At 62.5% G+C, this 22,297-nt stretch carries 19 protein-coding genes; 4 read left to right on the top strand and 15 right to left on the bottom strand.

Annotation, left to right across the window (positions count from 1 at the left end):
* Nucleotides 1-3: 3 nt before the first annotated feature.
* Genes KVY02_RS15810 through KVY02_RS15780 form a run of 7 tightly spaced genes read right to left on the bottom strand, consistent with a single transcriptional unit; the run spans nt 4 to nt 9,213 of the window.
* The gene (locus KVY02_RS15810; RefSeq protein ID WP_218313887.1) at nt 4-540 is read right to left on the bottom strand and encodes a chemotaxis protein CheW; all 537 of its coding nucleotides are present in this window, start codon (nt 538-540) and stop codon (nt 4-6) included.
* On the bottom strand, nt 512-2,191 hold the full coding sequence (locus KVY02_RS15805; protein WP_218313886.1) for a diguanylate cyclase: 1,680 nt from the start codon (nt 2,189-2,191) through the stop codon (nt 512-514). Before KVY02_RS15805 ends, KVY02_RS15810 begins: the two co-directional genes overlap by 29 nt.
* A 4-nt stretch (nt 2,192-2,195) precedes the next feature.
* Complete coding sequence (locus KVY02_RS15800) at nt 2,196-2,552, bottom strand: response regulator (RefSeq protein ID WP_016915139.1); 357 nt, start codon at nt 2,550-2,552, stop codon at nt 2,196-2,198.
* 26 nt (nt 2,553-2,578) lie between these two features.
* The gene (locus KVY02_RS15795; RefSeq protein ID WP_218313885.1) at nt 2,579-4,723 is read right to left on the bottom strand and encodes a hybrid sensor histidine kinase/response regulator; all 2,145 of its coding nucleotides are present in this window, start codon (nt 4,721-4,723) and stop codon (nt 2,579-2,581) included.
* A complete protein-coding gene (locus KVY02_RS15790; RefSeq protein WP_016915137.1) occupies nt 4,723-6,099 on the bottom strand; it encodes a CheR family methyltransferase in 1,377 nt (458 codons plus the stop codon). Before KVY02_RS15790 ends, KVY02_RS15795 begins: the two co-directional genes overlap by 1 nt.
* Nucleotides 6,096-7,160: a chemotaxis-specific protein-glutamate methyltransferase CheB gene (gene cheB / locus KVY02_RS15785; RefSeq protein ID WP_016915136.1), complete on the bottom strand. Its 1,065-nt coding sequence runs from the start codon at nt 7,158-7,160 to the stop codon at nt 6,096-6,098. The genes KVY02_RS15790 and cheB overlap by 4 nt, the downstream gene beginning before the upstream one ends.
* Before the next feature lie 22 nt (nt 7,161-7,182).
* Nucleotides 7,183-9,213, bottom strand: coding sequence for a methyl-accepting chemotaxis protein (locus KVY02_RS15780; RefSeq protein ID WP_218313884.1), 2,031 nt, complete (start codon nt 9,211-9,213; stop codon nt 7,183-7,185).
* A 305-nt stretch (nt 9,214-9,518) separates the two neighbouring features.
* On the opposite strand from KVY02_RS15780, the gene KVY02_RS15775 reads away from it, so the two are divergent.
* Entirely contained in the window at nt 9,519-10,469 is a 951-nt protein-coding gene (locus KVY02_RS15775; RefSeq protein ID WP_218313883.1) for a hypothetical protein, read from the top strand.
* A gap of 31 nt (nt 10,470-10,500) precedes the next feature.
* Here the strand turns inward: KVY02_RS15775 and KVY02_RS15770 are convergent, their stop codons facing one another.
* The 3 genes from KVY02_RS15770 to KVY02_RS15760 are packed head-to-tail and all read right to left on the bottom strand — an operon-like array spanning nt 10,501 to nt 12,700.
* Complete coding sequence (locus tag KVY02_RS15770) at nt 10,501-11,667, bottom strand: glutathionylspermidine synthase family protein (protein WP_218313882.1); 1,167 nt, start codon at nt 11,665-11,667, stop codon at nt 10,501-10,503.
* Between the two features lie 18 nt (nt 11,668-11,685).
* On the bottom strand, nt 11,686-12,276 hold the full coding sequence (locus KVY02_RS15765) for a DUF1190 domain-containing protein (RefSeq protein WP_218313881.1): 591 nt from the start codon (nt 12,274-12,276) through the stop codon (nt 11,686-11,688).
* A 10-nt stretch (nt 12,277-12,286) separates the two neighbouring features.
* Complete coding sequence (locus KVY02_RS15760) at nt 12,287-12,700, bottom strand: DUF350 domain-containing protein (RefSeq protein ID WP_081194751.1); 414 nt, start codon at nt 12,698-12,700, stop codon at nt 12,287-12,289.
* Nucleotides 12,701-13,002: 302 nt separating this feature from the next.
* Here KVY02_RS15760 and KVY02_RS15755 point away from each other — a divergent pair, with 302 nt between their 5' ends.
* The 3 genes from KVY02_RS15755 (at nt 13,003) to KVY02_RS15745 (ending at nt 16,960) form a co-directional block, all read left to right on the top strand.
* Nucleotides 13,003-14,601: a solute:sodium symporter family transporter gene (locus KVY02_RS15755; RefSeq protein ID WP_218313880.1), complete on the top strand. Its 1,599-nt coding sequence runs from the start codon at nt 13,003-13,005 to the stop codon at nt 14,599-14,601.
* Between the two features lie 200 nt (nt 14,602-14,801).
* Nucleotides 14,802-15,797: a GlxA family transcriptional regulator gene (locus KVY02_RS15750; protein ID WP_016915129.1), complete on the top strand. Its 996-nt coding sequence runs from the start codon at nt 14,802-14,804 to the stop codon at nt 15,795-15,797.
* Nucleotides 15,797-16,960: an MFS transporter gene (locus tag KVY02_RS15745; protein ID WP_218313879.1), complete on the top strand. Its 1,164-nt coding sequence runs from the start codon at nt 15,797-15,799 to the stop codon at nt 16,958-16,960. Before KVY02_RS15750 ends, KVY02_RS15745 begins: the two co-directional genes overlap by 1 nt.
* On the opposite strand, the gene KVY02_RS15740 is transcribed toward KVY02_RS15745, so the two are convergent.
* From KVY02_RS15740 to KVY02_RS15720, 5 genes are read right to left on the bottom strand one after another with little or no spacing between them, the layout of a single operon-like run.
* The gene (locus tag KVY02_RS15740) at nt 16,957-17,403 is read right to left on the bottom strand and encodes a phosphatase domain-containing protein (protein ID WP_016915127.1); all 447 of its coding nucleotides are present in this window, start codon (nt 17,401-17,403) and stop codon (nt 16,957-16,959) included. The genes KVY02_RS15745 and KVY02_RS15740 overlap by 4 nt on opposite strands.
* Nucleotides 17,400-18,497, bottom strand: a complete 1,098-nt coding sequence (locus tag KVY02_RS15735; protein WP_218313878.1) for an MBL fold metallo-hydrolase — start codon at nt 18,495-18,497, stop codon at nt 17,400-17,402. Before KVY02_RS15735 ends, KVY02_RS15740 begins: the two co-directional genes overlap by 4 nt.
* Nucleotides 18,494-19,540, bottom strand: a complete 1,047-nt coding sequence (locus tag KVY02_RS15730; protein ID WP_218313877.1) for an ABC transporter ATP-binding protein — start codon at nt 19,538-19,540, stop codon at nt 18,494-18,496. Before KVY02_RS15730 ends, KVY02_RS15735 begins: the two co-directional genes overlap by 4 nt.
* Nucleotides 19,528-21,228 carry an ABC transporter permease gene (locus KVY02_RS15725; protein WP_026001853.1) on the bottom strand — a complete coding sequence of 567 codons (1,701 nt, stop codon included), beginning with the start codon at nt 21,226-21,228 and terminating at the stop codon, nt 19,528-19,530. Before KVY02_RS15725 ends, KVY02_RS15730 begins: the two co-directional genes overlap by 13 nt.
* A 2-nt stretch (nt 21,229-21,230) precedes the next feature.
* The gene (locus KVY02_RS15720) at nt 21,231-22,208 is read right to left on the bottom strand and encodes an ABC transporter substrate-binding protein (RefSeq protein ID WP_096922042.1); all 978 of its coding nucleotides are present in this window, start codon (nt 22,206-22,208) and stop codon (nt 21,231-21,233) included.
* Nucleotides 22,209-22,297 lie beyond the last annotated feature (89 nt).

Here is a 22,297-nt window from a genome sequence, read left to right as displayed (position 1 = left end):
GGCTCAGCCCAGCCCCTGCTGGTAGGCTTTCAGCAGGGCATCGGGGTCAAGCAGGGCCGTGGCCACAGGGGCCTCTTCGGGCTGCCAAAGCGCGCTGACGAAAGGGCGCAGTGCGTCAGGCAGCGTTTCGGGGGGCGCTTTGAAGGCGCTAAGGGGTAAGTCGCACACGTCGCTCAACTGGTCGATACGCACGGCCGTGCGTATCCCGGCGCTGCGCACCATCAGCAGCATGCCGTCGGCGTGGCTCTCGGTCAGCCCCAACAGCGGCTGTAGCCGAATCAGCGACTCGATGGTGCCGCGCAGATGGATGACGCCTTCGGTCGAGGAGGGCAGGCCAGGCACGAAATAGACCGGCGTATCGCCTTTGAGGATTTCCGTCACGGCCGTGCCCGGTAGCGCATAGGGTTGGCCGGACAGCGTGAACAGCACCACCTGCTGGCAGGGCTCTTCCACATCGACGATGCGGCCATCGTCCTCGCGGATGGCATCTTCAAGGGATAGGTTTGCTGCCTCATGCCCCGCGGGGCGCGAATCCGCCATGATTCTGCTCCGTGCTGATGACCACCTGGTTACGCCCCTGGTGCTTGGCACGATAGAGCGCCTGATCGGCGCTGAGGCGTAGCGATTCGGTAGAGGGATGTTCAGGGAAACTGCTGATCCCGACGCTGAAAGTGCAGCGGAAGCGTTCTCCGCCCGCGTGAAAATCGACGCGTTCGAAGTCACGCCGCAGCTCGTCGATCAGCTCGCCTGCCCGCTGGTCGTCGATTCCCTTGAGCAGCACCACGAACTCCTCACCGCCATAGCGGCCAATGATATCCGACATGCGTAAGCGTGTTTTCAGCAGCCGTGCCAGGGTGATGATGACCTGATCCCCTGCCAGGTGACCGTGGGTATCGTTGACCGCCTTGAAGTGGTCGATGTCGATCATGGCCATGGCATGCCGGGTCTTGTCCCGGTAAGCCTGGGCCAGTGTCTTGCTGATCATTTCAGTGGTGGTGCTGTGGTTGTAGAGGCCGGTCATGCTGTCCCGGGTCATCAGCGAGCGCAGCAGCCGCAGCCGCTCGGCGCGCAGTTTTACCGCCGAGACCAGCTCATCGGGTATCACGGGTTTGGTGATGAACGCCTCGACGCCTGCGGTCATGGCAGACAGCTGTTTCTGGCTGTCAGTCTCGCTGGAGAGATAGATGATCGGCAGGCCGACGTACTCGGGCTGCTGGCGGATGATGTTGGCCAGCTCTTCACCGGAGCACACCGGCATGTAGACATCCACCAGCAGCAGATCAGGGCTGAAGCGTTCGAGCGCGCTCAGTGCGTCGGCGGGGTGGTTCACCTGTTGCACCACCATGCCCGCCTCTTCCAGCAGTAGCGCATGGTAAGCGGCCACTTCCGGCTCGTCATCGACCACCATGACACGTAGCGGCTCGTCTTCGACAGGGGTGGTCAGCTCATCCACGGCCAGCATCAGGTCAAGGGGCTTCACGGGCTTGGTGAAATAGCCATTGCAGCCTGCGCGCACGGCGCTCAGACGCGATAGAAAATCGCCATGGGCCGACAGTACGATGGAGGGTAAGCGTTCGCCGGTGAGCTTGTTCAAGCTGGTGAGCGTTTCGGTACCTGCGGTTTGCCCCTGAGGGAACTGCACGTCCATGATGATGGCATCCGGACGGCGCGTGATGACGGCGTTGAAAAAGGCATCGGTGGTGTCGAAGTGCACTACTTCGTGCCCGAAACAGCGTAAATGGTGCAGCAGTTGGCTGACCTGGTCGGGTTCGTCATCGCAGAGGTAAATCAGCCGCTGGCGCTTGCTACGCGTTTGCTCAGGCGTCGGCGAGAACTCCACGCTTTGATGCGCTGCCAGGGCTTTCTGCTGACCCGCCAGTGATTGCAAACGCTGCTGCTCTTCGGCCAGCTGTGCGAGTATCTGAACGATCAGCGCTTCCTGCAATGGTGCCTCGCTGAGCGCGGCCTCGCCCTGGTCGGCCAGCAGCGCAAGGCGCTCGAACCCCAACGAGCGCCCCGTCCCTTTCAGGCTATGGAAAAAGCGGTGCAGCTCCGGGGCCAGCTTTGCTTCTGCCTCGGCGGAGGCTCGGCTCTGTTGCCACTGCTCCGTAGTTTGCTGGAGGCGGCCGGGTAATTGGCTAATGAACCGTTGGCGCAGCTGGCTCAGCTTGTCGTGCAGCGATGAGGGCATCGGGCTACCTGTTGAAGGCCTGGGCAACGGCCTGCCCCAGCGTCGTGTCTAGCTCGGCATCTTTTTGCAGACAGGCGCTCAGGCCGGGTGTCTGCATCAAGGCCGCTGTTGGCGTGTCGCCGGTGAGCAGGATGAACGGCAGGTGCACCTGCTGCTCGCGGAGCATTTCCAGTAACTCGACGCCGCTCACCAGCGGCATGTGCATGTCGCTAACGATCAGCGCGACATCCTTGTGCGCTTCCAGCTGGCGCATGGCCTCCATGGCGTCCTCGGCCAGTACCGTCTCATGGCCTTGAAACTCCAGCAGCGCAGCGGTCATTTCCCCAGCTAGTGGGTCGTCGTCTACGACCAGTATTCGCATGATCATTCTCTATCTTGTGGGGAAACCTAGCCTAGCAGGGCCTTCAGGGTTTCCACTAAATTGTTTTGGTCAAAGCTGCCCTTGACGATATAGGCATCAGCACCTACTTCGATGCCGCGCCGCCGGTCGGCCTCTTTCTCGCGAGACGTGATGATGATGATCGGCTTGTGACGATAGGCGTCATTTTCGCGCAGACGGGCCGTTAGCGCAAAGCCGTCCATGACGGGCATTTCAACGTCCGTCAGGACCGCGTCAAAGGTGTCGGCCAACGCCTTGTTCAAGCCATCGCGGCCATTCTCGGCCAGGGTGACCTGATAGCCCCATGCCTCCAGCACATCCTTTTCGATCTCGCGAGTGTTCAGCGAGTCATCGACCACCAGAATGTGATGGCGTGTTGCATCGGAGGGGAGCTGGGCGGCTTGGCGAAGTGACGTGTGGCGGGAGCGCTCCAGTAGCGCGGGCACATGCAGCAGGCTGGCCAGCGTATTGCGCCCCAGCGACACCATGCCCGACACCAGCGGCAAATAGCGAAGGTGGTTGGGCAGCGGCTTGATGACCATATCGCGCTCGTCCACCAGCGCATCGATGATCAGCGCCAGCTTTTGCTGACGCTGATGCACGACCAGCAATAGCACCTTGTCCCCTGCGGGCGGCGCAGCGGGCAGGTCGAGCAAGGTGGCGAGGGCAACCACCGGTACGAACTCGTTGCGCAGAATCAGCGTGGTCTGGCCTGCTGCGTCGATGAATTCCTCGGGGGAGCGCTCCAGCAACTCAGCCACATGGGGGGCGGTGACGCCCAGTGTTACGCCACTGACCTCCACCAGTAACACCCGCATCAGCGCCAATGAAAGGGGAAGGCGAAGCGAAAAGTGGGTGCCTTTGCCTAGCGCGCTGGTGACGTTCAGATCGCCATTGAGCTCATCGACCACCGTCCGCTTGACCACGTCCATACCGACACCGCGACCCGAAAAATCGGTGATCAGGCTCTTGGTGGAAAAGCCGGGCAGCAGGATCAGTTCCAGCGTTTCCTGCTCGCTCAGCAAGGCCAGCTGACCTTCATCGAGCAACTGCCTGGCAAGCGCTTTCTGGCGCACGGCCGCCAGATCGATCCCGGCTCCGTCGTCACGCATCTCCACCACGACCCAGCCACCATCCTGCCTGGCTTCCAGGCTGAGCTGGCCACGCGGTGGCTTACCTGCAGCCTGGCGCTGCTCCGGGCGCTCGAGGCCATGATCCAGAGCGTTGCGCAGCAGGTGAATCAGAGGGTCGGAGAGGCGGTCGATCATCTGGCGGTCCAGCTCGATGGCGCTCCCCCGAACGCGGCACTCCACCTGCTTGCCCAGTGATTGCGCCAGCTCACGGGTCATTTGTGCCAGTGGGTCGAAGACGACGCTCAGGGGCAGCATGCGCATCTGCAAGGCACGGTCATGAAGGTCGCTCATCAGGGCGTCGTGGCTCAGCACGCTGTCTTTGAACTCGCGCTGAAAATCGTGAAACTCGGCTTGATGCTGGGCGGGCAGAGACAGGCCGAGCTGGCGTGCCTGTTCGACCAGACCATGCAGGTGGTGATGGCCCGACAGTACTTCGCCCATCAGGCGAATCACGTCGTCCAGCCGGTCGAGACGAACTCGCACCGTATCGCTCAAGGCCAACGACGCCGATGAGGGCTTCGTGGCCGCTGGAGCCTGTTCGGAAGCGGTGGTAGAAGGCAGCGCCTTCTGCACCGCGGGCGTTGCTGAGGGCGCGTCTGCCGATGGGGCGCCTGCCGCCGACTCCAGCGCCTGGCAGAGCGCGGGGTCTGCGTCGGCCAGTGCGTCGGGGGCTGCTCCCTGCGCCAGCTGGCCGACCTGATCGTCCAACGCATCGATGGCCTGATTCAGCAGGTCCAGGGAAGCAGCCGTAGGCGCAACGCTGCCCTCGCGAAAGGCACTCAGCAGCTCTTCCATGCTATGGGCGAGGGCCGTGATCGGCGCCAGCTTGAGCATTCTGGAAGAGCCCTTGAGCGTGTGCGCCGACCGAAACAGCTCATTGACGTGCTCCTTGCCCGCCGCACCAGACGCGTTGCCGATGGCGTCCTGCGCCAGGGTATGGACCCCCTCTCGCAGGCGCGGCAAGTGGTCGGCGGCTTCTTCCACGAACCGCTGTATGAAACGACGCATATCCAGTGCCATTAGCCAACTCCCTGTATGGCGGTGTGCTCACCCAAATAGCGTTTGGCCAGAAAACAGGCATCGCCGGGGGCCAGCGGCGGCTGGATGACCTGCAGCGCACCGCTGGCCTGGGGCGTGGTTTCCAGCAGGCGTACCACGGCGGCATAGCCTCGCTGGCGCTGAACGGGGTTGTCCGGCAGCTCGCCCTGACGCAGCAGTTCCGCCTGATAGAAGTGCGCCGGCCAGCACTCCGGGGCGACGTACAGCGCTCGCTTGAAGAAATCGTAGGCCTGCTGAGGCCGCTGCAGCCAGCGCACTGCTAGCCCGGAAAGCAGCAGGGCATCTACACACCACGGGTCCTGCTCCAGCAGCGGGCGGATGAGTTGCAAGGCCGCTTCGAACTGGTTGTTATCGAGCAGCTCATGGGCCTGCTGCAGCGTCTCTTCACGCCTGGCAGGCTCGCGGGGGCTATCATGAGTATCGGCCGCTACAGGTGGCGAAGGCGGTATGTCGATGGCCTCACTGGGGGCGGCTTCCCTCGTGATGGGAGTGGGCTCTGGAGCACTCGTGAAACGCAGTGGATGGTTTGCGCGTTCGACGCCAGGGGGCTGAAAATAAAAGACCCCTTGCTCCTCTTGTAACGACAGGATGCCCAAGTCGTTCCCCAGCGTTTCCGTGACCCCGCACAGCAAGATGCCCTGTGGCGCCAGCAGCTGCTTCAAGCGCTGCTGGATGTCGCGGCGGGTGGCTTCATCGAAATAGATCGATACGTTACGGAACAGAATCACATCGAAGGGGCCGCCCAGTGCCTGGTGGTCTGCGTCGAGCAAGTTGAAGGGGCAGAACGTGACCCATTCGGTCAATGCGGGCACCAGTTGATGGGCGCGCCCCGCCGGGGTGAAGTAACGGGCCTTGAGGGCGGGGTGCAGAGCACGAAACGCCATGCCGCTGTAGCTCCCGGCTCTGGCCTTGTGCAGCACCTGTTGATCCACGTCGCCGCCGGTGATGCGGAACAGCGCCTTGGCACGTTCGCCGTACGCTTCCATCAACAGCATGGCCAGGCTGTAAGGCTCCTCTCCTGAAGAGCATCCTGCACTCAGTAGCCGCAGTGGCCCACCCTGAGTGGCCAATTGACGAGGCAGGTGTTCATCGACGAGCCACTGCAGGGCTTCTACCTCACGAAAGAAGTAGGTTTCGTTGACGGTGAGCTGGCTGATGAAATGATCAAACAGCGCTGAGTCTCGGGTGAGCCTGCCCAGCAGGGTCGCGGGGTCCTGGGTTGCCTGAGCGCGGCAAAGCTGCTCGATGGCACGCTCCAGACGCGACTCTGCCAGGCCTTCCAGAGAGAGCCCGCAGCGCTGGTGCACCAGCTGCTTGAAAGCGGCGAGGGTGGTCATGGGGAGATCTGCCGAGGTGTGGCCGTGCTCACCAAACGCAGCAAGCGTGCGGGGAGGTCGTCAAGGCCGATGATGTGCTGTATGGCGCCAGCATTGATGGCTTCCTGGTTCATGCCATAAATCACGGAGCTGGCTTCGTCCTGTGCCAGGGTGATGCCGCCTGCTTGCTGGATGGCACGCATACCGCTGACGCCGTCTCTGCCCATGCCCGTCAAAATCACTCCGATGGTATCCGCACCATAGACATCCGCGGCGCTGCGCATCAGCACATCGCAGCTGGGGTGATACAAGGCATCGGGTGGGCTCTGCACCAGTCGCACACAGTGTTCAGGCGTCACGCTCAGGTTACGCTCTGACGGTGACAGGTAAACATGGCCCGATTCGAGACGTTCCCCCTCTTTGGCCACGCTCACCGGCAGGGGGCACAGCGAGCCAAGCCAGGTGGCCATGCCTTCGATGAACCCATGGCTGATGTGCTGAGCTATCAGAATCGGCACGGGAAAGTCGCTGGGCAGCTTGCTGAGCAGGCGTGCCAGTGCCTGGGGGCCGCCCGTAGAGCAGGCAATGACCACGACCCGCTGAAAGTCGCGTGTGGCACAGGCCTGAGGGGGCGGGGAGCTCTGTATCAAGAGCGCTTGAGGGGGTGTTGCAGGCACTCGACGGCGTAGCCGCGTAATGACCGCGACCCCCGCCAGCAGGCGAACTCGAGCGCGCAGCCACTCCCCGGTGGCGTCATCCAGGGTAGGCTTGGGCATCACTTCCAGCGCCCCCACTTCCAGTGCCTTGTAGGCACTCTGGGCATCCGCACGGTCACTGATGACGAGAATCGGCACGCCCTTGGTGTGCATGATCTCTTCGATGGCGCTCAAGCCATCCATGACCGGCATGTTGAGGTCCATGGTGATCAACTGGGGTGCCAGCCGCTTGGCCAGCTCGACGGCTTGCTGGCCATTGCTGGCTTCGCCCACAATATCGATATCGCCTTCGCAGGTGAGAAGGTCACGCAATATCTCTCTGGCGAGCGGGCTATCGTCAGCCATGACCACCCGGATTACACTCATCAGGCGCCTCCCATGCCGGTGATTATGGTCGACTCTGTTGGCGGTCGTCGGATTGCGTGGCCAGCGTAAATTCCTGAACCAGCTCGTTCAGCTCGGCGGACATCTGGATCATGTCCTGGCTGATCTCGGTGATGCTGCGCACGGACTGCGCATTGCGCGTGCTGGCGGTATCGATATCGCGCAGGGCGATCACCACCTGGTTGCTGGCGGTCTTCTGCTGCTGGGTCGACAGCGAAATCTGCTGAGCCGCATTGCTGGTTTGGCTAGCGGCCTTGAGCAGGGCTTCGAGGTCCTGAGCAGTGCTTTGGCTGGCCTCGACACCCTGTTCGATAGAAGAGGCCCCTTTCTCCGAGGCGACCACCAGACGGTTGATGGCCTGCTGAATATCATCTGTGTGGCCCTCTATTTCATGGGTCGAATCGGTGACGCTATCGGCCAGGCGACGTATCTCGTTGGCAACCACCGAAAACCGACGGCCAGACTCTCCCGCGCTGGAAGCCTCCAGCGCCGCGTTGAAGGCAATCAGCTTGGTCTGCGCGGCCAGGGTGTTGATCAGCTCCATGACCTTGCTGATCTGTTTTGACTTGGCCCCCAGCGCCATGATTTCCGCTAGGCTCTGCTCGCTGTCGCTGCGGATGTCATGCATCCTGGCCTGCAGCAGCTGCATGGCCGTGCTGCCTTTACGGCTGCGCTCCAGGGTCTGGTTGGCCACGTCCACTACCGACTGGGAGTGGTCAGCAATCTGAGTCGAGGAAGTCGATAGCTCCTCCATGGTCGACGTGATCTCTGCCACGGACGACGCCATCTCCTCCACGGCTGCTGCCATGGTCTGGTTGGCCTCATGGCGAACATCGCCCCCCTGTACGCCAGATAGCCCGGCAGTTTGCGCCAAGCGATCCGCCACTTGGGTCAAGGCGAGGGCATTGTTCGACACGGCCTGAATGGCGCGAGAAAGCCTGGCCAGCAGTTCGTTGGTCTGAGCGGCCAGGTCGCCAAGCTCGGCGCGGTCATCGGTGTCTACCCGCTTGGAAAGATCCAGGCTGTGGGTGATCTCCTTGAGCTGGCGCTGAAAGCGGGTCAACGGGCGAATCAGACTGCCGGTCAGCGGATAGAGAAGCACCAGGCCCGCCAGCAGAATCAATAGCCCCAGCTTGATGGAGGTGAAAAAACGCTCCCTCACGGTAGTGATGTACTCGTCTTTGGCGACTTCGACCATCAGGTAGCGCTGTACTTCCGGGAGCCAACGGGTCACCACAAACAGGGCGCGTCCATCGCGCTCGACTTCATCCACCCTGAGTTGGCTATCGGCGTGCAGCAGGCCTGACGACTCCTGGCCACGCAGTGCAGAAAGGGTGGCTTCTTCACTGCTCATCAGAAAATCGCCGTCCGCACTCAGAATGGCCGCGCGGCCGGTTTCACCCAGGCGGTACTCGTCAATGAACTGGGCCATGCGGGCAAGGTTGAGCCCCGCGCCAGCGACCACCCTCGGCTGGCCGTTGGCAGCCAAGGCCTGGCTACGGAAGTTCAGGAAGACGAACGCATCGTCCGGGTTGAACGTATCGCTATCGAGATTGAGGTTGTAATCGACACCGCTTTGGGTGAACTCGTGGTACCAGGCGTCGCTGCTGTCCGGGCCTTGCAGCGGGCGCTGCTGGAAGGTGCCATCACGATATTGAAGATAAACCTGACGGCTGGGGGTCTGCGCGGCGATAAAGAGCAGTTCGGTGTCCAGTTGTCCCATCAAGCGTGACAGGTAGCGCTCTACATCGGCTTGCTGCTCAACTGGCAGATCCTCGGCCACCCACTGTTCGATAAAGTAGCTGTTGGCCAGGCTTTCCGAAATGGCCAGGGCAGGGCTCAAGCCCAGGGTGATGCGCGTTGCCAGGCTCTCGACCTGGGTCGGCAGCTCGTTGTTGAGCAAGTGTGCTAGTCGCGCTTCGCTGTTCGTGCGGGCCTGCAGGTACAGGGCCAGCAGCATGGACAGTGCCAGCACCGTTCCGAACGAGACAAACAGTCGAAGCCGTAACGGCAAGGATTTCCAGCGCGCAGTCATGGGCAGGCTTGCTCCAGGTGAACCCAAAGGCCTCATCATGAGGACAAATCGTTGATGGGACGAATATCGCACGACGCGTACGTCACTCATCAGCATGATAGCAACGATTAATAGTGCTTTTTGTGATATTTGCGCAGCGCTGACAGGACTGACCGCCATGTTTAATGAGGTGTTTTTCCAAATACGGCGGTTTTGCTATACAAACATTGTTTTTTGTATAAATACCGGGCTGTTTTTTTGACAAAAATGATACATGCAGGTAGCCTGTTAACAAAATGGATACGACAAATTGCTAAGGAAGCATCATGTTGTCACTCACCTCTTCAACCGTGCTTGCCGTACTGCGTGGCATTATGTCTCGCCACGGCATCACGCACTCAGAGATGCTGCCCTCGGCAGGTACTGCTGAGCGTGACAGTTTGGTACAGGCTGTTACGCGCTTTTTTGGTCTCTCTGATGGAGAGCTGCTGTCACCTACTTGCATCACGCTTGAAGAGTGGGCCACGGCGCTGAGTGAACAGGGTGATTTTTCTCATCTCCAGCTTTTCGATACCGCTATTGGTGGTGCGTTCAGCCATCAGCTGCAGCGTCAGCATCGTTACGAAGCTGCGTTCTTGCAGCAGGAAGCCATCGCGCTGCAAACGCTGCTGACCGTCGATACCCAACCTCAGCGCTCGCTGGTCAGCTGGCTTTCCAAGCAAACGGCGCCAGGCTTCGTATTGGGGGCGCTACTCCCCCAGCAGGCAGGGTGGCAGCCTCGTTCGCTGTTCGATCACGCCAACGCGCTTTGGGAACTCAATGCGGGTGATATCATGGTGACCAGCGAAGACCGATGGCGCCAGCTGGCCCAGCGCCTTCCTTCGTTGCCCATGAGCATTACTGCCGTATCGACCGCGCCACTGGACAAGAAAACCTATCGCGCGCTGCTGGCCAAAGGCGTGGCTCATATCATCGAGCTGCATTGCCAGCCGGGGCTGGGGGTATTGGCAGCACGCCGTTCCCAGAATGCGCCGTTCGAACTGCTGCCACACTGGCACCCCACCGAAAGCGACAATTTTCTGCTCAAGCTGATCAAGGGCGGCGCGCCCGAAGAAGTGAAGCTGGCGCAGCCGCTGCGTTGGGTTGGGGCGCGCCACTTTCGCCCCCAGGAGAATGTCTGGACCGACACCGTGCAGGTGGACCGCGCTGCTCTTCGGGCGTCCCCCGCGTGGCAACCGGTGGCAGAGCGCCACCAGCAAGGTAGCAGCGCCGCTTAAGCGCGGTGCCTTCTCCTACGAGGCATCTCTTTTACACGATCGCGTGGGGCACGAAACAGGACGTGTCCTTGGTGATTCTGCCCACGTCTTCGCGAATGCCGATACCACAGGCGCGGTCGCCCACCACCCAACTGCCGACCAGGGCATGGCGCTCTCCAAATCTGGGGAGCGGGTGGTACGCCTGACGAATCCATGGGCTATCCATATACGGCCCAGCGACGCTTTCCGACAGCCCATCGGGGGTGGTCAGGCTGACGTTGCTGCCCTCCCGGGAGAAAAACGGTTTGCGAACCCAGCCCGGCGCGGGCGAGATGTTCTCGGTTGGCTCGAAATAGGCGGGCAGCAGATTGGGGTGGCCTTCGAACTGTTCCCACAGCAGCGGCAGGATACCCTTGTTGGACAGAATCGCCTTCCAGGGCGGCTCGAACCAGTGGGTGTCCAGCTGGGTGATCTGCTGGCTGAACGCTTCCACCGCCATTTCTTCCCAAGGGTACAGCTTGAAAACCGCCGCCATCGGCTGGTCTTCCAGGTCCACGAAGTGGGACTGCCCCGGCGTCACGCCAATATCCTCGATGTAGACGAACGGCGCGTGCAGCCCCGCTTGCAGCGCGATGTCCTGCAGGTAGCGGACGGTGGCTCGCTCTTCGTCGCTGCCCTTCACACAAGAGAAATGCAGCGTGCGGTCGGGGAGCCGGTCGCCCAGATGTGCCAGGGCGTTCAGCAGGCGCTCCTGGATGGAGTTGTACTGGTCGGCATGGCGAGGCAGGATGCCCTGGGCAATGGCCTGTTCCAGCCATACCCATTGGAAGAACCCCGCCTCGTAAAGCGAGGTGGGCGTATCGTAGTTCAGCTCCAGCAGTTTGGCCGGGCCGTCCCCTGAGTAGGCAAAATCCATGCGCCCATACAGCGGCGGTTGGCCGGAGGTCCAGGAGCGATGGATGGTCTCCCACATATGTGCGGGGATCGCCAGCCGCTGCAGTAGGGCCTCCGAGCGGCATACGCGGTCGACCAGCGCCATGCACATCTCGTGCAGCGTTTCGGTGGGAGTTTCTATGTCGCGCTCAACTTGCTCCAGCGTGAACTGGTAGTAAGCGCTCTCTTTCCAGTAGGGCTCGCCGTCGATGGTGTGAAAGTGGAAGCCCAGCTGCTGTGCCAGGGCTTGCCACTGTGGTCGTTCAGGAACGGTGATCCTTAGCATGAGGGCTCCGGGTGTAGGTCAGGAGCCCCAGGAGGCAGAGCGCGTGCCGAGGCCGCGGCGCGTGGTGGTTTGACGGCTTTGGACCACCGAGTTGCGCATGGCGTCGTTGCGTTGATTGACCCGCTGGGTCGCCTGGCTGGCGGCGGCATTCCAGTTGCCCTGGTTGGCGCGGTTGCGATAGACCGGCTCCTGGTAAACCCGCTCGAAGGAACGCCCACGGTTGGTGTTCGACATCATGCTCCCCATCATGTAGCCCATCATGGCGGGCATGAACCAGCTACCGCCGCCACTGGCCTGGGCCTGCTCTTCATTGGGGGCAGCACAGGCGCCTTCGCCGTGCTCGGCCTCGCAGGCTTCCAGCGTATTGAAGCGCGGCACCGACTCCAGCGCTGCCGTATGGGCCTCCTCACAGGCGCTGCGGGTATAGATATTGGCGGCCACACAGTCGTCGACGCTCTGGAAGCTGCGCGGTTCGTCAAAATTCACGTCGGTAATGTGTTCGTCCTGGGCGGGTTCGGTACAGGCGGTCAGGCCAAAGGCGCCGGTGCCCATCATGGCCAACGACAGCCGTGCGCTACGCTTGCGGCGAGGAAGATGTTGATCTGCCATGTCGAACTCCTTACCAGGTCATGGAAGCGGCGTTGATGAGGCCGACCGCGATGGAAACGCTGCCCACCAGCGTGCCATAAGCCTGGTGCCCCTCGGTGATGTGCTGGGAAAGGCTCTCGCCCTGGCGGCGCAGTACCAGCTTCAAGCCGAAGAACGTAGCGATCTGCACCCCAAAGGCGACGATGCCCCAGAGAATGAAATCGAGGTAGCTGATGGAGTTGGCCATGGCGCTGTAGAGCGGCAGCGTGAAGCCAAGGATAGAACCGCCGTAGGCCCGGGCGGCAGCGGCATTGCCTTCACGGATCAGTGTCCATTCGTGATGCGGCGTGAGTCGGCTGTAGCAATACATGAACGCGACCAGTAGCCCCAGCGCGCTGAGCAGATAGGCAAAGAAGTGCGGTAATCCCTGCAGGTAGTGCAACATGGTGATGTGCTTCCCTTATGATCCATGGAGGGTCGGTATTGTGACATAGCTGGGCGTGGCTGCGTTACCCGCGACGCGTTTTCCCCAGCGAGGTGCCAACAGTGCGTGGAATGACGTAAAGAAACAGCTTTTGTGTCATTAAGGTAAGACTAAAGACTAATAGATGAATCGTGTCACCTCCTTAGAATCCCGCGAAGCCTGGTATTTTTACCAACATTCACCGTGTCGTATCGTGTAAAGACGGTGCCACGTGCCCGTACCGGGTACTGCCCAGGACGCGACCGCTTCGAAGGACCTCCCTCATGCATGCCCTTACCCTGGCATCGTTTCTATTTTTTACGGGCCTGGTGGCCTTCGTCACCTGGCGTATTACACGCCGCGATGACCATCGCAGCACCAACGGCTATTTTCTGGCGGGGCGCACGCTGACGTTTCCGTTGATTGCCGCATCGATGCTGATGACCAACCTCTCCACCGAGCAGATGGTGGGGTTGAATGGCTCGGCGTTTACCGACGGCCTGAGCGTCATGGCCTGGGAGGTCATCGCCGTGATTGCGCTGGTTGCTTTGGCGCTGTTTTTCCTGCCGCGCTTCTTGAAAAGCGGGATTGCCACGCTGCCGCAGCTGCTGGCGATACGTTTTGATGCCGGTACCCAGCTCATTGCCAACGTCATCTTCCTGATTGCCTACGCGGTGGTGCTGCTGCCCATCATTCTCTATTCCGGCGCCATTGGCTTGCAGGGCATGCTGGATTTACAGGGCTTGACCGGCATCGAATCCAGCACGGCCCTGCTGTGGGCAACCGTCTGGGTCGTGGGCCTGATTGGCGCCGTGTATGCGCTGTTCGGTGGTCTGCGCACGGTGGCGGTGTCCGACACCCTCAACGGCGTGGGGCTGCTGATTGGCGGTTTCGTGATCGTTTACTTCGGCCTTCAGGCGGTGAGTGGCGGCACAGGCGTCATAGAAGGCTGGAGCATCCTGAAGGAGAGCGACCCTGGCAAGTTCAACTCCATGGGTGGCCCCGACCAGCAGGTGCCGTTCTCGACCATCTTTACCGGCGTACTGCTGCTGCACCTCTTCTACTGGACCACCAACCAGCAAATCATCCAGCGCACCTTCGCCGCGAAAAATCTGGCGGAAGGCCAAAAAGGGGTGCTGTTGACCGGCTTCTTCAAGCTGCTGGGGCCGCTCTATCTGGTGCTTCCGGGGATCATTGCCTACCACTTGTATGCCGACCAGGGCGTGCGCGCCGATGAAGCCTATGGGCACCTGGTATTCAACGTGCTGCCGCCGTATCTGACGGGCTTTTTTGCGGCGGTGATGGTGGGGGCGATTCTCTCCTCGTTCAATTCGGCGCTGAACAGCACCACCACGATCTTCAGCCTGGGGATCTATAAAGGCGTGCTGAAAAAGGACGCCACGGAAGAGCAGGTGGTGAAATCCGGCAAGGTGTTTGGCTGGATCATGGCCATCAGCACCATGATCATCGCGCCGCTGCTGGCGGGGCAGGATAGCCTGTTCGGCTACCTGCAGCGCATGAACGCCATCTATTTCATTCCGATTCTGGCCGTGGTGCTGGTGGGGCTGTTGACCAAGCGCGTGCCGCCCATGGCTGCAAAAGTGGCCCTGGTGGGCGGTTGCTTGTTGATCGCGGCAGGCTACTTCGTGCCGCCGTTCAACAAACTGCCGCTGGTCATGCACGAGTTCCACTTCGTCGCCGCGGTGTTCGTGCTGCTGGTCGCGGTGATGCTGGTGATCGGCAAGCTGCGCCCCCGCGCCACGGACTGGGTCCAGGAAGCCTCGGGCGATGTCGACCTCACCCCGTGGAAAGGTGCCGTGCCCACCGGCATCGTGCTGGTGGTGCTGGTGGTGATCATGTACGCCTCGTTTGCAGGCGGTTGATCATCGGCCACGTGTAGTAACGCCAACCCCAACGCCAACGCCCCGCCTTGCGGGGCGTTGGCGTTTGTCAGCGTTCAAAAAGCCTGAGCGGCGCGTGAGGGCATTGGCTCGATGTCGTTTTCGGTGGGGTAATGGTCCTTGCCGACAAGCGGGGTAGCGCAGACACTCTGTTTACTGCTTTGGTCTCGAGGAGAGAAACCGTGACCCGCCATCTTGCCCTGCTTGCCTATCCTGATTGCCAACTGCTGGATGTGTGTGGCCCTTGGCAAGTGTTTGCCAGTGCCAACGCGTTGAGTGCTCAGCCGTTGTATCACCTGACGCTGGTGGCCGACAGCGTTGGCCCACTCATGACGAACGGAGGGTTGGCGCTGCAGGCGACCCACTCCTACCAACGGCCTCTTCCCCGATTTCCCTTGGATACGCTGTTGGTGGCGGGCGGCAGTGGCGTGATGCAGCAGCGCGATATCCACGAGGTCAAACAGTGGTTGCGGGAGGTAGCGCCTTCCGTGAGACGGCTGGGTTCGATTTGTTCCGGTGCCTTTTTGCTGGCCGCAGCGGGCTTGCTGGATGGCTGCCGTGTGACCACGCATTGGCGCCATGCCGCACAGCTGGCGGCGGAGTACCCTGCCCTGAGCGTCGAGCCCGATGCACTCTATATCGAAAGCCATGGCCGCTACACCAGCGCGGGCGTAACGGCGGGGATCGATTTGGCGCTGTCGCTGCTGGAGGACGATCACGGGTCTGAACTGGCCGGTCGTGTGGCCCGTGAGCTGGTGGTGTTTTTACAGCGTCCAGGGGGGCAGTCCCAATTCAGCGAAGTGCTGCGCCGCCAGCAATCGGCGGGGCCGCTGCGTCGGTTGCTGGATCGGCTCCATGCCGACCCCAGTGAAGAGCTCGGGCTTGCGAGCATGGCCGAGCAGATGGCCGTCTCCCCGCGCCATCTGACGAGACTGTTCAAGCAGCATTTGAACACCACGCCTTGCGCGTACCTGACCCAACTGCGCCTTGAACAGGCACGCCTGGCACTGATCAGCGAATGCGAACAGCTCTCTCTAGAGCGTCTGGCGCAGCGCTGGCGGCTGGGCGGTGCCGAACAACTGCGCCGCCAGTTTCTGCGCTACTACGGGGTATCCCCCTCGGTGTATCGCCAGCGTTTTGCCTCATCCCATGCCGTCCCTGTTCAGGAGGAGTTCTGATGCCATTCACGGTGACGCTGTTATCGCTTTGCCAAGCGCTGCTGGTCACGGGCAACGTCCTGTTGATCGCCGTCTCGCCCTTGATTGGCGCGGCGCTCGCCCCGAGTGCGAGCTGGTCAACGGCCCCGGTGGCTACCCAGTGGTTGGGGCTGATGTGTGCCACTATCCCTGCATCGTTGATCATGGCCAAAGTGGGCCGTAAGCGAGGCTTCATGCTGGGCAATGGGGTGGGTCTGCTGGGCGCGCTCGTCGCGGCGCAGGCCTTGGTGAGCGCCCACTTCGGGCTCTTCCTGGTGGCGACCTGGCTGATCGGCATTGGCATTGGTTTTGGGCAGCTGTACCGCTTTGCTGCGGTGGAAGCGACTCCCGCACCGTTGCGTGACCGGGCGATTGGCCTGGTCATGGGGGGCGGGGTTCTGGCAGCGTTTGCCGGGCCCTGGTTGGCAAGGGTGAGCCGTGAGCTGAGCATGGTGCCGTTTCTGGGGAGTTTCATAGGACTGGCCTTGCTCTACCTGCTCGCACTGGTGGTGCTGATGGCGACGCGGCTACCGCCTGTCTCCCAGACGCATGGTGCCGCCAATGCCATGCCGTTGCGCCACATACTCCGCCAGCCCGGGTTCATCGTGGCGGTGAGTGCGGCGATGGTGGGGTACGGGGTCATGAACCTGGCCATGACCGCCACACCGCTTGCCATGGCGGGGGCGGGGCATCATTTCGATCACGTGTCGATGACCATTCAGTGGCACGTGGTGGCGATGTTTTTACCCTCTTTCTTGACGGGGCATCTGGTCACGCGTTTTGGCGCCAGGCAAATGATCGTGTCCGGATGCCTGCTGCTGGTGATGAGTGCGCTGGTGGCTCAGTGGGAGGGCGGCCTGCTGGGGTTCAATGTGGCCCTCATTCTGCTGGGGCTTGGGTGGAATTTTACGTTCTTGCCCGCCACCGGCCTGCTGACCCAGAGCTACCGACCAGAGGACAAGGCCCGCACCCAGGCCGCCAACGAGTTCATGGTGTTTGGCACCGCCGCCCTGACCGCGCTGCTGGCAGGTCCCCTGGTCAATGGCCTGGGTTGGGCAACCCTTAACCTGGTGTTGGTGCCTGTGGCGCTGCTGCCTGTAGCACTGCTGCTTTGGCAGCGGCATGTGCCCCCCGCCAGTGCTTAAAAATCCCCCGGCGCGCACTGCAGGCAGGTAAGCCCTAGGGCGCGCCACTGGGCGACCACGGCGTCGCGGTCGTCCAGCACCAGCCAGGGCGCAAAACCGTCGCTGCGCATTTGATCGAGTAGTGCGGCTTTTACCTCTTCATCGTCTACATGGTCATCGCCCTCGGGGCGCAGGTACATGGCATCGAAGGGAATGGCATGGCGGTCGAGCCAGGCCTGGGTATGCTCGCGGTGGCTGTCCGGGCGGCCGCTGCAAATGACGATTTGCTGGCCCTGTGCCTTCAGCAGCTTGACCAGTTTGGCCACGGGTTCGATGACCGGCGCTTGGGCCATATGGGCGAAGAAGGGGTCCCACTGTTTGGCGGGGCCCAGCACCCACTCATGGACTTGCTGGGGGTGAAATTCGGCAAGCGTGCCGTCGACGTCAACGATGACTGCGGTCATGAGATGGATTCCTGAGATGAAAAGAGTGAAACGGCCGAGCCTTGAGGGCGGCTGCTGAGGGCAAGCCGTGCCTGGGTCGTCAGCCGCGTGCCTAGACGTTCGCGCCAGTGGTCAATGGCTTCATCGTCCAGTCGCGTAAACAGAGGCACGACCTGAGCAGCCTGGAGCTGATGGGCCAGTGCCACCAGATGCGAGGCGCGCAGATGGACGTTCCAGCGTTGCCAAAGCACCTCGTTGGCGGCCAGCTGCGCACAGCGCTGTGGCGTCAGGTAGCCGGTGTGCAGCAGGCGGTGGTCGGGCCAGTCGGCGGGCTGGTCGTCACGGTCGCTGACCAGCCAGAGTGTCGGATGGCTGGCGTTGGGCCGCTGGAGCAGGGTGCCGATGGCGTCGTCCAGCCCGTCACGCCGCAAACCGCATGGCAGCGCCAATAGGGCGGCGAGGTTGTCGCGGATGATGGGGTCGATGGCCAGGGGGAGCTGTCGGCGGTCTGCTTCCTCTGCCAGCCATAGCGCCATTTCCAGCGCCCGTCCCGTTTCCGGTACCGGCAGCACCAGTGGTGTTTCCAGGGCGCTGCCCAGGGTATTGATGCAGTGTGCCTGGGGCTGGTCGTAGCTGCCGTAGGAGGCGTCCAGCAGCGCCGTACGGGCAGGTGGCGGCGTATCGAAGGGAAACAGCCGCGACTCGAAACAGGCATCGCCGCTGTAGAAAAGCCCGCCCGCCACGTCGAGGTGCAGCCAGACACCCCCCAGCGAGTGGCCCGCCTGGCCGGTGGTGACGGTAATGCCTTCCACTTCGAGACGGCCGCGATAGGGCAGTGGCTGCCACGCTCTGTGGGGCGGCAGCGCCTTGGCGACCAGCGGCGTGCAGTAGAGCGGCAGCTGCTCGGGCAGCTCGGCCACCCCGCCAATATGATCGATATGATCGTGGCTGATCAGCACGGCGTCTACCGCGAGCCCCGCCGCCCAGGTGATCGCCTCACCGGGGTGCAGCGCGCCGCCCGCATCCAGCAGCAGGCGTTTGCCCTGGGCCTCGACCACGATGGCGGCCGGGCCCTTGTCGCCCAGCCCGCTGAGTATCTCCACTCGGGCGCTCATTGGTCGGGCTCCAGACACCAGCCTTCCCGCAGGCGTACCGCGACCTGCTGGCCTTCGCCAAGGGCGTGGGGATGATACGCCAGCAGGGCATCGCCGGTGCTCAGACGCAGGTGTAGCTCGTAGCGCTCACCGCGAAAGGTCAGCCGTTCAACGCGGGCGGTCAGGTCGTGGGGATTGGGGGCCGTGGCATCCAGATGCACGTGCTCCGGGCGCACCAGCACGGGCTGCGAACGCGCGGTGAGCGGCGCGGCCAGCCCGCTCATCAAAGCGCTTTCGGTGAGACGCTGGCCAGGCGCGCCGCTGGCAATGTGAAGCAGGCTGCCCTGGCCGATAAACCTCGCGACCCATTCGCTGCGCGGCGCTCGGTAGAGCGTTTCGGGCGTGGCCCACTGTACCAGCTCGCCCTCCCGCATGACGGCAATGCGGTCTGCCATGGCCATGGCTTCGCTTTGGTCATGGGTGACGTAGACCATGGTGGCCTGGGTCCGCCGGTGGAAATCCACGAAGCTGTGCTCCATGGCGGCCCGCAGGTTGCGGTCCAGGTTGGCGAGCGGTTCGTCCAGCAGCACCACGTCGGGGTCGGTGACCAGGCAGCGGGCCAGTGCCACCCGCTGGCGCTGGCCGCCGCTGAGGGCCTGGGGCGAGCGCTGGGCATAGGGGGTCAACGCCACCTGCTCCAGCGCCTGGGCGACTCGGCGCTGGTAGTCGCTGCCTTGAATGCGGCGCAGCTTCAGCGGGTAGCCCACGTTGTCGGCCACGCTCATATGGGGCCATAGCGCGTAGGACTGAAACACCATGGCCATGTTGCGCTGCTCGGGGGGCACATGGTGGTGGGCGCTGGCCAGCAGCGTCTCACCGAGCGTCATGGTGCCGCTACTCACCTGCTCGAACCCTGCCAGCATGCGGAGCATGGTGGTTTTGCCGCAGCCGCTGGGGCCCAGCAGCGCCACGAATTCGCCGGGAGAGATATCGAGGGTGACGCCATTGACCGCGGTGTGTTGGCCAAACTGTTTGGTGACGCGGTCGAGCATTAGCCTTGCCATGGCACGACTCCTTTGGGTAAGCGAGGGGCCATCAGGCTCAGCAGCAGCATCAAGGTGGCCACCATGGCCACGACCAGCACGGCCACCGCCGACGCCAGCACGCTTTCGCCCCCTTCGTCCAGGTTGAAGATCAATACGCCCAGGGTTTCGTTGCCGGCGCTCCAGAGCAGCGCCGACACGGTGAGCTCGTTGACGGCCAGCAGGAATACCAGCAGCCCACCGGCAAACAGGGAGGGCGCGATCAGCGGCATCACGATGGTGGCCAGCCGCCGCCAGGGGCCAGCACCGGCCAGCTGGGCGGCTTCTTCCAGCGAGGGGTCGAGCTGCGCAAGGCTGGCGCTGACCGGCTTCAGGCAGACCACCAGAAAGCGCGCCAGGTAGGCCACGAAAATCAGCCCAAGGGTGCCGTACAGCGCCAGATTGATCAGTGGCAGCGGGCGCACGAACAGCAGAATGCAGGCAATCGCCAGCACCACGCCAGGCAGGGCATAGGGCAGCTCGATGACGCTGAGGGTGAGCTGCTGTAGACGAGGCGGCAGGCGCTGAAGACGGTACGCCAGGGGCAGGCTGCACAGCATCAGCACCAGCGCGGCGCCGCCTGCCAGCCAGAAACTGTTGCGCACGGCCCGCCAGGTGGCGCCCTGTCGGCCGATGACCTCGTGGTAGGCGTTGAGGGTGATGGTATCCAGGCTCAGGGGAACGCCCATGGCCGGGACCAGCGAGCTCACCACCAGCGCGAGCAGCGGCGCCACCAGGATCAAGAGCAGCACCATGATCAGCAGGGTCGTCACGCCGGTACGCCAGCGCCCCAGTGAAAAATCGTGGGCGCGGCCGCTGTGCCCACCCAGGCCAAAGCGGCTGCGATTCATCCAGTACTGCTGCAGGGCTACCCCGGCCAGGGCCAGCACACCGATCAACAGGGAAAGCGCCGCCATTTCTGCCAGCACGCCGGTGCCAAAATTGGCCATGCGCTGGTAGATCAAGGTGGGCAGCACGTAATAGCCTGCGGGAATGCCCAGCATGGCGGGAATGCCAAAATTGCCCAGGCTGGAGATGAAGGCCATGGCCGCTCCGGCGATCAGGCCGTGCCGGGTCACGGGCAGAATGATATGCCCCCAGACCTGACCCTGGCGGGCGCCGCTGATCCGGGCGGCTTCGACCAGCTCACGGGGGAGCGACATGAGTGAAGTGCGCAGCGCCAGAAATACCAGCGGTGCACTTTGAATGCCGAGCAACAGCGCAATGCCTTCGGCGGAATAGAGCGGCTGGGGGCTGCCCAGCGGCGGTGCCATGCCGATGCTTTTCAGTAAAGGGCTGGCCGGGCCGAACAGCTGTAGCCAGCTCAGCGCGGTGACCTGGGGCGGGATCATCATGGGCAGCATGAAGCAGAACACCAGCCAGGCCTTGCCGCGAATGTCCGTCAGAGTGATCACGAAGGCGAACAGGCTGCCCAGCACCAGGGCAATCAGCATGCCCAGGCCCGAGGTGTACAGGCTGTGCCACAAAGCGCGCCAGGTGCTGGCCGCGTTGAGCACTTTCCACAGCGGGGCACTGCTGCCCTGGCCCAGGTCGCTGAGGGCTTCCATCAAAAGCCGCAGGCTGGGCGCCAGGCTGAGCAACACCACCAACAGCGTGAGCAGGGTAAGCAGCCAGCGATGCTGGCTGCCAACGTTCAGCGAAGGGCTCATCATCAACCGCCAAACAGCTCATTGAAGCGCTGCTTGAGCGCCTCTTCCTCGGACAGCGCTTGCTCGATATCGACCGGCATCAGCTGAATCGAGTCGCGTTCGGGGAAGCCTTCCGGTGGGGCAACGTCCGGGTGCGCGGGCAGGTAGCCCTGCTGGCTCACCAATTCCTGCCCGGCTTGGGAGAGCACGAAATCGACGAACTTCTGGGCAGCGTCCGGGTGCTGGGCTTCCGCCATGATGGCGACGGGTTCGGTCACGGCGCTGACACCTTCCTCGGGGAAGACGAACGCCACGGGGGAGCCCTTGGCCGCTTCACGGATAGGCAGGAAATCCACCACGATGCCGTAGGGCTTGGTGCCTGCTGCCACGGCGTTGAAGACGCCACCGTTACCGCTTTGGGCTTCCGTACGGTTGGCGTGCAGGGCGTCGTAGTACTCCAGGCCCAGCGACGTTTCACCGATGGCGGCCATGTGGATCAGCGCTGCGCCGGAGTAGAGGGGGCTGGGCATGGTGACCAGGCCTTCATACTCCGGGCCAATCAGGTCGGCCCAGCGTTGCGGCTGGTGCTCGGCACCCGTGTTGTAAACGATCCCGGTGGTAATGAGCTTGGTGCCGTAGAAGTAGCCGTCGGCGTCGTAGAGCGCCTCATCGTAGGCGTCGCGCTCGGGGCTCAGATAGGGTTGCAGATGGCCCTCCTGCTTCAGCGACTCCATGGTCATGCTGTCTGCGATCAGCAGCACGTCGGGGTTGCTCACTCCTGCGGCCAGCTCCGAACGCAGGCGAGTCATCAGGCGCGTCGTGCCGTCGCGCACCCACTCCACCTCGATCTCCGGATAGGCCGCCTGGAAGGCATCCACGGTTTGCTGGGCGTCGCTGTTGGGCTGGCTGGTATAGAGCACCAGCGTTTGGTTGGCCAACAGAGGCGTGGATAGGGCAAGGCTTGCAAGGGTCACGGCACGACACAACGAACGCTTCAACATCGGGGAAACCTCCAGTAGGTGAACAGTGATCACACTACTGTCATCGCCTTACAACATCGTGACACTACGCTTTCGTTTGAAAGTGAATG

The sequence above is a fragment of the Halomonas sp. 18071143 genome (assembly GCF_019211725.1).
GTDB classification, from domain to species: Bacteria; Pseudomonadota; Gammaproteobacteria; order Pseudomonadales; family Halomonadaceae; genus Vreelandella; species Vreelandella stevensii.
The sequence above is the reverse complement of the archived record's forward strand: the minus strand, read 5'-3'. Positions and strand labels throughout refer to the sequence as shown.